General features: G+C 47.3%; 18 protein-coding genes, 1 pseudogene and 1 riboswitch. Of the genes and pseudogenes, 10 read left to right on the top strand and 9 right to left on the bottom strand.

What is annotated here, in order from left to right:
* Positions 1 to 11: 11 nt before the first annotated feature.
* The 3 genes from ACE1TF_RS14860 to ACE1TF_RS14850 form a co-directional block, all read right to left on the bottom strand.
* Positions 12 to 296, bottom strand: a complete 285-nt coding sequence (locus ACE1TF_RS14860; protein WP_375017890.1) for a hypothetical protein — start codon at positions 294 to 296, stop codon at positions 12 to 14.
* 25 nt (positions 297 to 321) lie between these two features.
* Positions 322 to 585, bottom strand: coding sequence for a hypothetical protein (locus tag ACE1TF_RS14855; protein ID WP_375017888.1), 264 nt, complete (start codon positions 583 to 585; stop codon positions 322 to 324).
* Between the two features lie 471 nt (positions 586 to 1,056).
* Positions 1,057 to 1,998, bottom strand: coding sequence for a glycine betaine ABC transporter substrate-binding protein (locus ACE1TF_RS14850; protein ID WP_375017886.1), 942 nt, complete (start codon positions 1,996 to 1,998; stop codon positions 1,057 to 1,059).
* Between the two features lie 135 nt (positions 1,999 to 2,133).
* Between ACE1TF_RS14850 and ACE1TF_RS14845 the strand changes: the two genes are divergently transcribed.
* The 8 genes and pseudogenes from ACE1TF_RS14845 to ACE1TF_RS14810 all read left to right on the top strand — a co-directional run bounded on the left by ACE1TF_RS14845 (position 2,134) and on the right by ACE1TF_RS14810 (position 9,070).
* Positions 2,134 to 3,210: a C45 family autoproteolytic acyltransferase/hydrolase gene (locus ACE1TF_RS14845; RefSeq protein ID WP_375017884.1), complete on the top strand. Its 1,077-nt coding sequence runs from the start codon at positions 2,134 to 2,136 to the stop codon at positions 3,208 to 3,210.
* Positions 3,203 to 4,117 (top strand): ATP-binding cassette domain-containing protein, encoded by a 915-nt coding sequence (locus ACE1TF_RS14840; RefSeq protein WP_375017882.1) that lies wholly within the window; start codon positions 3,203 to 3,205, stop codon positions 4,115 to 4,117. The genes ACE1TF_RS14845 and ACE1TF_RS14840 overlap by 8 nt, the downstream gene beginning before the upstream one ends.
* Before the next feature lie 15 nt (positions 4,118 to 4,132).
* A complete protein-coding gene (locus ACE1TF_RS14835) occupies positions 4,133 to 4,957 on the top strand; it encodes an ABC transporter permease (protein ID WP_375017880.1) in 825 nt (274 codons plus the stop codon).
* A gap of 14 nt (positions 4,958 to 4,971) precedes the next feature.
* Entirely contained in the window at positions 4,972 to 5,889 is a 918-nt protein-coding gene (locus tag ACE1TF_RS14830; protein WP_375017876.1) for a DUF2207 domain-containing protein, read from the top strand.
* Positions 5,876 to 6,382 carry a hypothetical protein gene (locus tag ACE1TF_RS14825; protein WP_375017874.1) on the top strand — a complete coding sequence of 169 codons (507 nt, stop codon included), beginning with the start codon at positions 5,876 to 5,878 and terminating at the stop codon, positions 6,380 to 6,382. The genes ACE1TF_RS14830 and ACE1TF_RS14825 overlap by 14 nt, the downstream gene beginning before the upstream one ends.
* 109 nt (positions 6,383 to 6,491) lie before the next feature.
* A complete protein-coding gene (locus tag ACE1TF_RS14820; protein WP_375017872.1) occupies positions 6,492 to 7,658 on the top strand; it encodes a chromate transporter in 1,167 nt (388 codons plus the stop codon).
* A 238-nt stretch (positions 7,659 to 7,896) separates the two neighbouring features.
* Positions 7,897 to 8,040, top strand: a pseudogene (locus ACE1TF_RS14815) (SDR family oxidoreductase); the annotation flags it as partial.
* Positions 8,041 to 8,176: 136 nt separating this feature from the next.
* The gene (locus ACE1TF_RS14810; protein WP_375017870.1) at positions 8,177 to 9,070 is read left to right on the top strand and encodes a hypothetical protein; all 894 of its coding nucleotides are present in this window, start codon (positions 8,177 to 8,179) and stop codon (positions 9,068 to 9,070) included.
* A 101-nt stretch (positions 9,071 to 9,171) separates the two neighbouring features.
* Here ACE1TF_RS14810 and ACE1TF_RS14805 read toward each other — a convergent pair whose 3' ends face one another.
* The 5 genes from ACE1TF_RS14805 to ACE1TF_RS14785 are packed head-to-tail and all read right to left on the bottom strand — an operon-like array spanning position 9,172 to position 12,850.
* Positions 9,172 to 10,188: a ThiF family adenylyltransferase gene (locus tag ACE1TF_RS14805; RefSeq protein WP_375017868.1), complete on the bottom strand. Its 1,017-nt coding sequence runs from the start codon at positions 10,186 to 10,188 to the stop codon at positions 9,172 to 9,174.
* Positions 10,185 to 10,949 (bottom strand): thiazole synthase, encoded by a 765-nt coding sequence (locus ACE1TF_RS14800; protein WP_375017866.1) that lies wholly within the window; start codon positions 10,947 to 10,949, stop codon positions 10,185 to 10,187. Before ACE1TF_RS14800 ends, ACE1TF_RS14805 begins: the two co-directional genes overlap by 4 nt.
* A 3-nt stretch (positions 10,950 to 10,952) precedes the next feature.
* On the bottom strand, positions 10,953 to 11,156 hold the full coding sequence (gene thiS / locus ACE1TF_RS14795) for a sulfur carrier protein ThiS (protein WP_238544818.1): 204 nt from the start codon (positions 11,154 to 11,156) through the stop codon (positions 10,953 to 10,955).
* Positions 11,125 to 12,243 (bottom strand): glycine oxidase ThiO, encoded by a 1,119-nt coding sequence (gene thiO / locus ACE1TF_RS14790; RefSeq protein ID WP_375017864.1) that lies wholly within the window; start codon positions 12,241 to 12,243, stop codon positions 11,125 to 11,127. The genes thiS and thiO overlap by 32 nt, the downstream gene beginning before the upstream one ends.
* Positions 12,224 to 12,850 (bottom strand): thiamine phosphate synthase, encoded by a 627-nt coding sequence (locus ACE1TF_RS14785; protein WP_375017862.1) that lies wholly within the window; start codon positions 12,848 to 12,850, stop codon positions 12,224 to 12,226. Before ACE1TF_RS14785 ends, thiO begins: the two co-directional genes overlap by 20 nt.
* A gap of 89 nt (positions 12,851 to 12,939) precedes the next feature.
* Positions 12,940 to 13,041: riboswitch (TPP riboswitch) on the bottom strand.
* 83 nt (positions 13,042 to 13,124) lie between these two features.
* Between ACE1TF_RS14785 and ACE1TF_RS14780 the strand changes: the two genes are divergently transcribed.
* Both ACE1TF_RS14780 and ACE1TF_RS14775 read left to right on the top strand, forming a co-directional pair.
* Positions 13,125 to 13,352: a hypothetical protein gene (locus ACE1TF_RS14780; protein ID WP_375017860.1), complete on the top strand. Its 228-nt coding sequence runs from the start codon at positions 13,125 to 13,127 to the stop codon at positions 13,350 to 13,352.
* A 37-nt stretch (positions 13,353 to 13,389) separates the two neighbouring features.
* Entirely contained in the window at positions 13,390 to 13,935 is a 546-nt protein-coding gene (locus ACE1TF_RS14775) for a GNAT family N-acetyltransferase (protein ID WP_375017858.1), read from the top strand.
* Here the strand turns inward: ACE1TF_RS14775 and ACE1TF_RS14770 are convergent.
* Positions 13,897 to 14,394, bottom strand: a complete 498-nt coding sequence (locus tag ACE1TF_RS14770) for a histidine phosphatase family protein (RefSeq protein ID WP_375017856.1) — start codon at positions 14,392 to 14,394, stop codon at positions 13,897 to 13,899. The genes ACE1TF_RS14775 and ACE1TF_RS14770 overlap by 39 nt on opposite strands.
* Between the last annotated feature and the right edge of the window lie 106 nt (positions 14,395 to 14,500).

Raw genomic sequence — 14,500 nt, 5'->3', positions numbered from 1 at the left:
ATAACGTGCCTTCAATTCAGCATCAGCACTAACGAATGAATTCCACTAATTAAAAATACCGCGGGTATGAGGCAAAAAGCAATAAACCATCCTTTGTTCATCCGATCTGCAGGATTTACGTACGCATGCAAGATGGCGAGGAAAGACGTAGGCGCAGCAACGAGCGAAAATGCCACGTTTACCCAAGAATCGATCGGGTCACCGTATTCGTACGTAAACGTTTGATAAAGCTTAATCACTGTAAGAATGCATAAGACAATAAATAGCGTAACTGCACTCCATTTTAATGATTTCATCCGATCCCCACCTTAGCGTTCCCGCTTAGAAAATACGGAATAATCGCAATACCTCTTCGCCGCTGCCACTCATATGTTTAATGACGAAATACAGACTGCAAAGCATTATTACAAGTCCGCTCGTGAGTGCGGTATAACCTAGCGCTTTGCTCCGTTCTTTCAATAGTGGATACAGTAACAAGAACATGATGCCTAAAAAGAAAAAAATTAAGATCGTCATGTAATGTGCGTGGATGGCGTGCTCTCCGTAATGCAAGGAAATCCCTCCTAGAATACGTATTCTACTCATCAATACCCTACTACAAGCTATACAAACATTTGCATCACGTCTCCCTTAACTCGGGGAATTGTTCATCCCCTTCCCCACTGAATATGGGCAGTATATATTTCGGCACTGGTTATCCAAATGCTGGAAGCGTAGTGCTGAAAAAAGCCAGGTACCAGCATTAGTAAACCAAATACTGGAAGTGTAGTACCGAAAAGAGCCAGGTACCGGCATCAGGAATCCAAATGCTGGAAGCATAGTACCGAAAATCGGTACACAAAATCAATACACCCTCTGCCCGTCACCTCCCTGGGATAATTTAGGAGTATCATGATCTAGATCACCCCGACGCCTAGCCCGCCCCCCTAATTGAAAAACCTCTTACATGTTGACATGTAAGAGGCGGTTTTGTTTCGGCACCCCAGGTGCCGATGGGTGAATCGGTTTTGAATTTACTTAGGAGAATGGTGACTCAAATTGGGTTCTCCAAATACTTTAGCCTTCGATCCACTCATCAACGAGATCGCGGTTATCTTCGATCCATTGCTCGGCGGCGGCTTGTTCGTCGTCAAGTTCGGCAAACAGGACGAGCATTTCTGACAGTTGGTCATCGGTAAAGATGACGCGGTTCATGAATTCAATTAATCCTGGGTCTTCATCGCCAAGACCAGGGCGGGTCATGTAGTACATGTTGTCGCCTTCTCCGTAAATGAGATCAGGGTCTTCTAAATATTTCATGTCGTATTCCCCGAATGTCCAGTGTGGGCTCCAAAGGGTAACGACGATCGGCTCTTCATTGTTGTATTTACTGTTTAATTCTGCAATCATGGCTTGTTCTGAAGAGGTTTGTAATGTGAAATCGTCCAAGTTGTAGTGATCAAGAATTTCGTTTTGTGTAATGTCGGAAAGGGAGGCGCCAGGGTCGATACCGGTAATAATGCCATCTAGTTCATCCACGTAGTCGTTCAAATCTTCAATTGTATTTAAGTCTTCCATATACTCGGGTACAACGAGTCCCATTTCTGTACCTTCATACATGACACCCTCTTCGTACGTATCAATATTGTCAGAGTCAAGAGAGAGGAATTGTTGATCCGTGTGTGGTAGCCAAGCAGAGATCCCTAAATCAATCTCCTCGTTTTCTAAGCCAGAGAACAAGAATGCTTTCTCTACAAGAGAGGTTGTCGGTTCGTAACCAATTTCTTCAAGAACTTGTCGGAAAAATTCGGCTTTTACAATACCTTCTGCGTAGTTGTTATGGCTGATAGAAATTGGACCACCTGCAGGTTCACTATCACTTGCCTCAACGTTGTCCTCGCCATTCTCTTCAGTTTCTGCGCCATCATTTTCTTCAGTTGTCTCGTCTGTGTCGTCTCCACATGCAGTGAGTAGAACTGCGGTAGCACCAACTGCTAGAATGGTTTGTAATTTTTTCATTTTGACCCCCAATGATATTTTTGTATCTTTAAATCATACTAGATTGGAAGAGAATTACAAGTAATTCGATATATTTCAGCTATCAAGGTAAATGCTCTACAATAGAGAGAACGACACACAAAGCGAGGAAATCAAATGAAGGAAGTATATAGTGATCTCATTCAATACCGTGGCAGTCACTATGATTTTGGAGTGCTGCAAGGTGAGAAACTCAGGCGTTCACTCACGCTTGTGAATCGCGAGAATCAATGGAAAGTCCGGCAACCTAGGTTTCAAATTGATGTCGAAGAGACGAAAGAAGTATTCATGAAATTGGCGCCACACATTTGGGAAGAGCTGAACGGTCTTCGCGACAGCTTGGATTGGTCGATGGAAAAAGTGTTGCAAGAGTTTGGCGGCTACCGGGTGAACGATGAGCGCTCCGGATGTTCCATCCTGTCTGGTGATACATATCTTGTACGTAATTACGACTATCATCCAAAAACGTATGATGGCCGTTATGTGCTTTACCAGCCGACAGATGGGGGCTACGCAACGATTGGACCGAGTCAACGAATTACCGGTAGAATGGATGGCATGAATGAAAAAGGACTGGCGATGGGCTATAACTTGACGAACCGAAAGAAGCCAGGGGACGGGTTCATCTGCACGATGATTGGTCGCATCATTCTTGAGACGTGTGCAGATGTAACCGAAGCGGTAGAATGTGTACGTGCCATGCCTCATCGCCACTCGTTTAGCTATATCGTCTACGACCAGACCGACGGAATGGTCGTTATCGAAAGTTCACCGCGAGGTGTAGAAGCCCGGTCTGCAGATGCGTGTACGAACCATTTCGAACGGTTAACCGAAGAGAACCGGTTTAACTTAGATGATTCCCACCGGCGTCTAGATCTAATGAAACAGGCGGATGTGCAAACAGCTGAAGATGCGTTCGCACTATTAAACTCACCTGAAGAAGACATTTTTTCCCTAAAATATAGCAGTTGGTCAGGGACGATTCACACATCCCTTTATGAGCCGGAGAAGATGTGTGCTTGGATTGGCATTGGAGGGAATCAGACACCGAAGAAATTTGACTTTGAATCGTGGTTGTTCGGGACCGATGCAGAAGGCGCAAAGGTGCACGGAGTTGTTGATACCGACCTACCATTTGTTCATATGGATGAGAATGCAGATTGGTTCCGCAGAAAGGGTGAGCGTCGTGATTGAAGTAAAGAACTTAAGCAAATCATATAAAGACTTTCAGGCGGTCAAAGACAGTACATTTACAGTGGATAAAGGGGAAATCTTCGGATTTCTCGGACCGAATGGGGCAGGGAAGAGCACGACGATTAACATTCTCTCAACGATGCTCAAGCCGACTGGCGGTTCTGTCATTATCAATGGGTATGATGTGACTAAACATAAAAACAAAGTTCGCGAGAGCATTGGAATTATTTTTCAAGAGAATACACTCGATGAAAAATTAACGGCTAAAGAGAACTTGATGCTTCATTGCAAGTTGTACCGTGTGCCGAGGTCAAAACGAAAGGCACGGATTGATGAAGTGTTAGAGATCGTTGACTTGACCGATAGCCTAAACAGTACCGTTGAGAAATTCTCCGGAGGGATGAAGCGCCGGTTAGAAATCGCAAGAGGGTTATTGCACTATCCGAAAGTATTGTTTCTTGACGAACCATCGGTTGGCCTCGACCCACAGACGAGAGCTCACATTTGGGATTACATTCTCAAACTTAAAGAGAAAGAGAACATTACGATGTTTCTTACGACCCACTATCTTGATGAGGCGGAAATTAGTGACCGGGTGGCGATCATGGATCGCGGTGAGATCATTACAATAGACACGCCTAAAGCGTTAAAACAGCAGCTTGGTGGAGATATTATTGAGCTCACGACAGCGGATAATGCGCGTGCTCTTGAAGAAATTCAAACAAAGTTTGATGTGGTTGACGCTACGATTGTTGAAGATACGATTCATTGCAAAGTCGAAAATAGTGACGCATTCGTGTCGGACTTCATAAAGCAACTAGAAACACCACTGACCGGTTTGGACATCCGCAAGCCGACGCTCAATGATGTGTTTCTATCATTTACCGGAAGAGCGATTAGAGACTAGAAGGAGGGGGAGCATATGGAAGGAATGATTGCCATATGGCAGCGTGACGTCTTGAAGTTTTTTAAAGATCGAGCCCGACTGTTCGGTTCGATGACGATGCCGGTCTTATTGCTCATCGTGTTCGGTGTCGGTATGGGCGGCTCTATGGAATCGTTGATGAGTTCAGCTGTCGGCGGGGACCTTGAGTTTAATTATGTCGAGTTTATCTTTCCCGGCATCGTTTCCATGACGTTACTCATGACGTCGGTGTTTTCATCACTATCGATCATTCAAGATCGGGATTTTGGGTACATGCGAGAAATACTTGTCTCGCCCGTTTCCCGGGTGAACATCGCGATTGGGAAGATGCTCGGCTCAGCAACGGTCGCGTTTATGCAAGGGTTGATGCTATTTATTCTCATGCCAGTACTCGGCGTAAGTATTGATTTAGTTTCGTTTTTCCTCGTCTTGCCAGTCATGTTTTTGCTGGCGTGTACGTTTGCGTCATTAGGATTACTCGTGGCGAGCATTTTAAAATCAACACAAGCGTTTCAACTCGTCGTTAATGCGCTCGTGATGCCGATGATCTTTTTGTCAGGGGCATTATTTCCATTAAACAATATGCCGGCATGGGTCGATTTTCTCGTCACACTAAACCCGGTTACATACGGCGTAGACTTAATGAAACATATTATGATTGATGTGGAGAACTTGAGTGCAGAAGTGTATGAAGAAATGGGGTTAAACCTGGATTTCTTTGGCATCCCTGTAACACCAGCAGGAGAGATTCTTTTCATTGTTGGATTTACGACCATTCTCATCATTCTTGCTACATTTAGCTTTAGCCGATCTAACTCTTAGAAAGGACGATATTCTTGAGTAAACGAATTGTACCGCTAAGTTTCATTGTGCTCGCCAGTGGCTGCGTTCCTGGGGCGCAAGCTGCGGCTGATGGCTTTCAGGACGCGTCGATGACGACGCTTGTGCTCATCACCGTTCCACTCTATTTCATCTACTTACTCGTGGCGCTTTTCCAATTTAAGCGAACGCCCCGTGAATCGAAAAACTATACCGGAGCCGCTGAAGCACTTAACGAACGTAATCCGGTAGAGCTGGCGCTCATCACGAAACGAAAAGCGTTGTTTACCCCGAACGTACAACACGCGCTCTTCGTCGACCTCATTCGGCGTGGCCATGTCGAGGAACGGGACGGGGTTTTTGTTCTCGTTCATGACGAAGGGCTTTTCGATTACGAAAAACCGTTCGTTCAGCTCGTGTTCACCAAATTGAGTGAGACACCAGGTACATTTGAACCGGAGCGAGTCAAATCCCGAATAAAACAGGACAAAGCCTTTCAAGAGCGCTTCAAACGTGCCTATTTAGAACAAGGGAAATTATATCAAGAGCGATTTCTTCGTCGCGGCTGGTTCAACCGGCAAAGCCCAGTCGTCATCGCCAATACACTCGCAAATATTGCTTTTGCATCCGTCGGCGTCGTCTTCTTTTTTGCACAAAGCAATGGATTTGCCTTCGCAGGTGCGGGCTTAATCGTATCAGCACTTGTCATGTGGGGGTACCTCATCCAACAAAACGTACTGAGTGAATCAGGCAAAAAAGAATACATTCTAGGGAAAGCGCTGCTTTATGAGCGCGGGCACAGCGAAACGATCGAGAATGAGCAAACGTACATCTTTTTAAGAGCGGCTGGGCGCGCGCACGAAGCCCCTGCTCATGTAAACGTCGATCCCGATATGTTTGATTTTTATGGAGGTGGGACGGGTGCTAAGCGCTAAGAAGCAACTAGATCAAAACTATGTAATCCGCCCAATTGAAAGAAGGTTGACTGCCGGTGTGGTGGGCAGCCTCCTTTTATTATGGGGAGGCTCGATCTGGATGTGGCTCGTGTTCTCCGGCCCTGTCGTCGTTCATTGGGGGATCAATGGGTACAGTTACGGAGCGCCCAGTTCCAATTTATGGATGAGTGTTACGTTTACAGTCCTTGCTCTTTTGTTACTCATGTTGCGAAGGTGGTTAAATCCGTATACCAAATGGACGAACATCCCAACGCCTGTTACTAAAGAGAATGCTGAGCCGATTTACCGGAGTTTGCGCCACCTTATGGCATGGCTCGCATTCATCACGGCATTACTTCCGTTGCCAATCTTCATCGAATTTCTGCTCGTCAGCCTCGGTGTGAACGTTTACCTGTTTGCGGTTGCACCTATCATAGGTCTTGTGTATCCTCTTGTGACTGTCTACTATTTGCTTAAAATTTCGAATCATTAATTATGAGGCCGGCAAGATGTAAAGCTTTTGTTAAGATTTCTAGAAAGAATTGATCGGGGGCGAAGCGTCGTTTACCGTTTGTATTATATTGCGTAAAAGGAGACAGATTGTGCGCCAGCTTTTAGAAATTTTAATTGTATCTTTTCGACTCGGATTAACATCGTTTGGAGGGCCCGTTGCTCACTTGGGCTATTTCCATGAAGAATATGTGAGAAGGCGGCAGTGGATGGATGAGAAAAGCTACGCTGACCTCGTTGCGTTAAGTCAGTTCTTACCAGGACCTGCAAGTAGTCAAGTAGGAATCGGCATCGGCGTTGCACGAGGGGGAATTGTCGGTGGGTTTGTTTCTTTTGTTGGTTTTACACTGCCTTCTGTCGTGTTGCTCATCGTGTTCGCGTACATTGCCCAATCTTACGGAGTGCTTGATGCTGGATTTATTCAAGGCTTAAAAATTGTAGCTGTTGTCGTCGTTGCTCATGCGATTCTAGGCATGGCTGGCAACTTAACACCAGACATGACTTGTAAAGCGATCGCTCTCGGTGCACTCGTACTCACACTTTTAATTCCTCACTTTATGATTCAGATCGTCGTGATCATCACTGCTGCAGTCGTCGGCTTTTGTCTATATCGAGGGGAGCGGTTAGCAAAAGAAGAGACGGTGAACTTATCGCTTCCACTATCACGCCGGTTTGGTGCGATCTGCCTAGCATTGTTTGTCGTGCTGCTCCTTGGCTTACCTATGCTCAGCCAGCTAAGCACGAACATGTGGATCGGCGTCGTCGATAGCTTCTACCGTGCAGGCGCGCTCGTTTTTGGTGGTGGACATGTCGTTTTACCTCTTTTAGAAAGAGAGTTCGTTCCGACGGGTCTCATTAGTGCAGAAAGCTTTCTGGCGGGTTATGGTGCGGCTCAGGCTGTGCCGGGACCATTGTTCACATTCGCCGCCTACATTGGAGCAGATCTCGGAGGATGGGCGGGGGGACTCGTCGCAACGGCGGCAATCTTCTTACCCGCTTTTCTGCTTATTCTAGGGGCGTTACCATTTTGGAATACACTGCGCCATAACGACGCGGCGCGCGCAGCGTTAATGGGTGTGAACGCCGCAGTTGTCGGCATACTTATCGCTGCGTTTTATACACCAATATGGACAAGCGCAATCGTTGGCCCTCTCGAATTCGCATTTGCGGCTATTCTGTTCTTTATGCTCGTTTACTGGAAATTGCCGCCGTGGCTGATCGTTTTAACCGGAGCTATAGGAGGGGCAGTTTTGTTATAGATGGAGGAGTAACAGTTGGTAGGAAGTGATCTAGATCACCAAATTCCAGTATATATTAAATGAACGTGGACGCAGAACGCGAACAAGCGCCTTCGACATCCTCATTCCCACTACATGAAGACGCTATTAGCTATGGACCGGACCGAATTCGTGTGAATTCAGTACATCTTGGAACGGTTCTCACTCCGCTAGTGAAAGAACTTGGGGCTCGGGGAAAGGAGGGCTTGGAAGTTATAAAAATAAAATAGGCGCCAAACATTCCATTGGTCTTCAAGGTGGACACATTGACGTGGCAAACACCGTTTTGTTTCTCGCTTCCGATGAAGCACAATTCATTACAGGAGCTCAACTAGCTGTTGACGATGGTTATACTGCGAAATAAAGGAACAAAAACTAGCCAAATCTATACGATAATTTGGCTAGTTTTTAATGTCTAAGAATAAAGTATAATGCTTAGAAGCTAACAAAAGCCATACCATTACATATCCTGTTATTAAGTTCAGCATAGGAGGATATTCATGAAAGAAAAAGACTGTCACTTAGGAAATCATTCAAAGTCCTCTATTCGAATAAATAACAACTTAATCAATGGGTCATTAGGTGTAAGTACAGGTGGATTGGTCCCGACAACGCCAACAACACCAACATTTCCAACGGGAACAACGGGAATTACAGGTCCAACCGTACCGACAGGAGCACCTGGCACGGGCCCAACCGGTCCAACGGGTCCGACAGGAGCACCCGGCACGGGCCCAACCGGACCAACGGGTCCGACAGGAGCACCTGGCACGGGCCCAACCGGAGCAACGGGTCCGACAGGAGCACCTGGCACGGGCCCAACCGGAGCAACGGGTCCGACAGGAGCACCCGGCACGGGCCCGACGGGTGGTGGGGGCAGTGGTTCGGTTTTTTTACAAACAACTACACTCGGAACAGTCAACACACAAATTCCGTTTAACGTAGGGGCTGGGAATAATGAATTGCTAGGAGGAATTATATACAACAGTGAAGACCCTGTCGTTGTTGACCGTCTCGCTTGTTATATTACGCAATCGGGAGTACCCGGGCAGTTCCAATTAGCGATTGCCTTGCCTACGTCAAATGCTACGGCTCAAGTTGTTGCAACAACAGCGAACTTTACAGAGCAATTACCAGGCGGTTTGTTCGTGTTGCCGTTAGTAACTCCGTATTTAATGCAAGTAGATACACCGTATTATCTTATTATTAAAGATGAAGACAACGGTTCTGCATATGGAGGATTCACCGCTGGTTATGGGTCGGTTGTTGAAGGACCACCAATAAACTTTAGAGAACAGAACGTATCCAACCCTCTCGTTGGTGGAGAAATATTAAGCACGAGTGATGTGAGCTTAAATTTAACTCCATGGATTGCGGCACTTACCCAATTATAAATATATAATCGCAATAAGAAAATTGGCTTAAAGTATAAGGACTGCCTAAAAGGGAGGCAGTCCTTTATAATGAGTAGTCGACTGTACACGGCATGGATATTTCAAGAAGGTATAGTTAGCCCCACTACTTCATCATAAATGGCTTCCGCTTCCTCCGTATCTTGCACCCCCCGAATCATCGCCCTTCCATCTTTGAACAAGATGACTTGCCGTCCGTCTTTACGGAATGTCGATAGATCAGGAAAGCGCTTATACTGCCATTTGTCCGCATTTAGATTATCCGGGAAATCTAGTTGTAAAGCCTGAGCAGGGCGGACTTGCACCCCCGTCCGCGCGCACATCCATTGAATATGCTTCTCCCGAGGGCGCTCACGGAGCGCAGGGTACGAAGGCTCCGGGCCGCACGTTTCGCATGAAATCATCGCCAACTTCGCAACTGCAACGTAAGAAGACTCCGCCTTCCACACGTCAAACGTGTACAACTTCGGCGTCTGCACATCTCCGACGAGCATTCGCAGCACTTGTGTCGCCTGATGAGCGGCGACAATTTGGATGCCCGTCGCTAACACCCCGTTCGTGTCACAATCCTCATCTTCTCCAATATAAGGAGATAAACAGCGAAAACACGGAGACTGGTCAGGGTAGAAAGGCATTGAAACGCCATAGCTCCCCGATACACCTCCGTACACCCAAGGAATTCGGTTCTTCCTCGCCGCATCGTTAATGAGCATTCTCGTTGCAAAGTTGTCTGTTGCATCCACAATCACATCGACGTTTTGGATATGCTCGTCGACATTTGCTGCATTTAGTTCGGCAAAAGCTTCGTGTATAAGAACCGATGAATTAATTTGTCTGAGCCGCTCTGCGGCGGCTTTCACTTTAGCACGATGATCGTCGGCGTCTTGTTCGGTGAATAATTGTTGACGCTGAAGGTTGTGAAGTTCAACAAAGTCTCCGTCCACGAGTGTTAACGTGCCGATGCCGGAGCGTACAAGGGTCGAAGCCGCAGCTGTACCGAGGGCTCCGGCGCCAACGATTAAGACGTGAGACGCTCGGATTTTGTGCTGCCCTTGTTCACCGATGGGCTTAAAGCGTTCTTGACGACTATAGCGTGTCATTTCTTCGCCCAGCTTTCCTGGGGACTGCTCGCACTTGCATACTTTTGTGCGGGGATGCGTCCAGCTTCAAAGCCGAGGCGTCCAGCTTGAATGGCAAGCTTCATCGCTTCAGCCATTTTAACCGGGTCATTCGCTTTTGACACCGCACTGTTCAACAGCACCGCATCCGCTCCGTATTGCATCGCTTCGGCCGCATCATGTGGGGCGCCGACGCCGGCATCAACGATGACCGGAACGTTTGCTTTTTCGATGATCAGTTGCAAGTTGTACGGGTTGGTGATGCCAAGGCCACTCCCAATTGGCGAAGCGCCTGGCATGATTGCATGTGCACCGAGTTGTTCAGCTCGAAGTGCGAGCATCGGGTCATCTGACAGATACGGGAGTACGGTAAATCCTTCGGCTAGCAAAATCTCGGTAGCTTTTAACGTTTCAACGGGGTCGGGCAAAAGCGTTGGCGGGTCACCAATCACTTCGACTTTAATCATGTCACAAATGCCTGAAGACCTCGCGAGGCGAGCTAATCGAACCGCCTCTTCAGCTGTTTTTGCGCCTGCGGTGTTTGGCAAAAGTGTAAAGTCATTCCGGTCCAATTGTTCAATCGGATCAGGTCCGATATTGTCTAGGTCAATGCGGCTTAGCGCAAATGTGAGCACGTTCGTTTCAGATGCTTTGACGGCTTCCCTTTGAATATCGGCATTTGGATATTTCCCTGTACCTAATAATAAACGCGACGTGAATGTGTAGTTTCCGATCGTTAACATCGTTTATCCTCCTCCTACAAAGCGAACCATCTCAATCTGGTCACCTGCAGTAATATGCGTATCGTTTTGCTCGTCGACAGATAGTGCCGCGCCGTTATGCTCGATCATGACGACCGTGTTTTGCAGTCCGAAATGTTCACGCAACTGCTCAATAGTGGTCACGTGGTTTGGCAGTTCACGCTTTTGTTGGTTGATGGTGACTTCCATGTGGGATCCCTCCATATTTCGGTTGAAATGTTGGCAACGCAACAGAATCTTGCATGATTTGTTGTACGATTTGCTTGCCGGTGATCGGTGCGAGTAGAATGCCGTTGCGCCCGTGTCCGCCAGCAAGCCAACAGTTTTGTTGAGCGGGGTGTGGACCGATGAAAGGAAGGCCTGTTGTCGATTGTGGCCTAAGTCCTGCCCACATGTTCGTAATTTTCGCATGCTTTAGAGAAGGGATGAGCGTTGTGATTTGACTGAGCAATTGTTGAACGCCGTGCACCGTGACGTCTCGGTTGCGCGAGGCTTCGGACGTCGCCCCGAGAATTAGCTCCCCATCTGGCTTTGGAACAACGTACATTCCTTTATAGAAGAGCGTCTGTTGCACGGCTGCTCGATCGGTCATTACCTTCACAATTTCCCCTTTTATCGGATGCACGTCCCAAAGAGCATCCAGTTCTGGCAAGGTGTCTACGCCTGTGGCGATGACGAGCTGGTCGGCGTGCAAGGTGCCTGATGTCGTCTCTACACCATTAATGAGTGGTTTGATTACAGTTGTGTCCAAGTACAGGTCGACGCCTTTCGAGACGATGGCTTGTGTGAGCGCCCGCGCGGTTTGAACGGGTTGGATATGCGCCTCGTTCGGGAAGTGCAATCCGCCGATCGCTTCAGGCGAAACAGCGGGTGCGATGCGTTGCAATGTTTCTTGGTCCACATACTCAACGTGTTCCCCTTCGCGCTTTTGCCACGATTGGATGTTCTTTAGGTGACTCATTTCGGTTTGATCAAAGGCAAGTTTGAGTGCGCCTGAGCGTGTCCAACCAATGTCTGTACCGGTAAGTTCAGCCAATTCATCTTTCAGGTGCGCGTATAGTTCGCGGCTCTGTTTGGCTAGCGGATAAAGTTCGGACGGCCCTTCTAACTCTGCTTGCACTCCGAGCATTCCGGCTGCGGCAGCTGTTGTGCCAGAACCCGGCTGAGCTCGGTCGATGATCGCCGTTTTCAGCCCGTGATTGGCTGCATAATAAGCGGTGGATAAGCCAATGATGCCTGCACCGACAATAAGCAGGTCATACGTTGGATGCTTCATGGGTCGCACGATCCTTCCCGTACTGTTCATAAGTTTGGGAAGCCACTCGAGGGTTTTCGGATGACCATACTCCGGACATGATGGCAACACCAGAGGCTCCAGCTTTTTGTACGTCTCGTAAGTTTTCAGGTGTAATCCCACCAATCGCATAGACAGGTACGCTCATGTGTTGTGTGATATCTTCTAGCTGTGCCAACCCTCGTGGGGTGATTCCCGATTTGCTGTTCGTTTCGAAGACGTGACCGAAGTAGAGGTAGTCTGCCCCTTCTTCAGCCTGCGTGAGTGCTTCGTCTTTAGAGTGGACAGACACACCAATCATCAAATCTGGATGTTTCGCTTTAAGCTCCTGAATGCGATAGCCGCTGTTTGCGGGCAAGTGCACCCCTTTTAGCCCCCAAGCTGCAGCAGCTTCGGCATGTGTGTTCAAGATCATTTGGTCTGTTCTAAGCCCTAAGCGAAGCATATGGTCAATCTGTTGTTTCAAACGTTGCAATGAGGCTTGTTTGTCCCTCACGTGAATCGTCGTAATATGAGGAACGCATTGTTTAAGAATGCGTATTTGCATATGAAATGGAAGTTGTGCGTCAGTTACTAAGTGCCAAGACATCGGTCTCACGCTCCTACTTTTGTATACACAAAAAAGCCGACCTCTTTGGAGAAAAGATCGACGAATGTCACATAGTAGGTACCCATGCATGGTCACACATTCTACTTTCCTCCGCTGGTATCAACCAGTTCAGGTTCAAGAGTTTGAGTTTCCTCATCTCAGCCCGTATGCGGGCACCCCTAGTAGCTTTTTTATAAATCAAGTATCTTTATGTTATCTTATCAATGAAGACAATTGTTCGTCAAACGTCACGTAGAGAGAGAGGAGAAAAGACATGTGGATCCAGTCTCAAAATAAGAAATCCATTCTTCATGTACAACAAATCACTACCAAAGGAAAATATGTAGAAGGCGTACTCGGTAAAGGTTCGTTTTCAGAATGGAGCAGTATGCTCGGGAAGTACGAAACAACGGAGCGAGCACAAGAAGTGGTGAGTCATATATTTGAGCGCCTGAGCAGTGAAACGCCAAATCGGCTCACTTATCAGATGCCAAAGAAATAATGTACCTACACTTAGTGACAGAAAAGGAGCGGGTCGCATGTTAAAGTCTGAACGAGTGAGACTGCGGAAGATGACAATCGACGACGCCAAACAGTATCACCGCTGGCGCAACGATCTGGATGTAATGAAAACGACGAATCCTTATTTAGATGTGTATACGCTTGAGGAAACCGAAAAGTTTGTTGAAAAAGTCATGCTAGGTTCGCCCCACTCAAAGAGTTATATCATTGTTGATCGCGAGAGTAATGAGGCGATCGGTGTCACATCACTGATCGGAATTGATATGAAAAACCGTAACGCAGAATGCATCATTGATATTGGTGACAAAGACTACTGGGGCAAAGGGTATGGACGTGAAGCATTCGGTCTCCTCCTAGCGTATAGCTTTTTGGAAATGAACCTGCATCGTTTGAATTTGCAAGTGTTTGAATTTAATACTGCCGCATTACAACTATATGAAAAGCTCGGCTTCACACGAGAAGGCATAAAGCGCGAAGCCGTCTATCGAAATGGAGAGTATTTTGATATTGTGCAGATGAGTCTATTAAAACGGGATTACTCGCTCGACACGACCCGCATCTAACACAAACACATCTGGGTTTTTCATTTGCTTCCACTCTTCAAAACCGAACCCTAATAGAAGGGCCAACAGATTGCCGTGGCTCACAACAACCGTGTGCTTTGGAAGGCTGTCCAGCACAGCCCGTCCTCTCGTGAGCGCGTCTCTAGCCGATTCACCACCAACGCACGCGTAGTCGGGATCTAGAAAACTCTGCTCCAACGGGGTGAGCCAGTTGTCCATCGGTTCTTTGCTCAGTACCCGCTCTTTGAGTCGCTCATCGATTTGAACCGGAACGCCGCTCGCAGCACTAAACGGTGCAATCGTCGCCGTCGCCCGCGCGTAAGGGCTACTTACAATGCGAGACACTTCTTTTTTATGAAAGAATGCAGCAAGATTCTTCGCCTGTTGTTCACCTTCTTTGGTGAGCGGTGCATCGGGCTCTTGCCCGGTTGCACGACAATGTCGAACGAGATAAATCATGAAATGGCCTCCTTGAGTGTTTGTCCTTACTACGAATTGATCCGAAGCGAAGTTTCGAAATGTTTTGCATATCGTTTACGGGTCTAGCATCTAATGAGATAATTTA

Origin of the sequence: Geomicrobium sp. JSM 1781026, assembly GCF_041949955.1 — a bacterium.
Taxonomy (GTDB): domain Bacteria; phylum Bacillota; class Bacilli; order Bacillales; family Marinococcaceae; genus Geomicrobium_A.
This window is presented reverse-complemented; position numbering and strand designations above follow the sequence as displayed.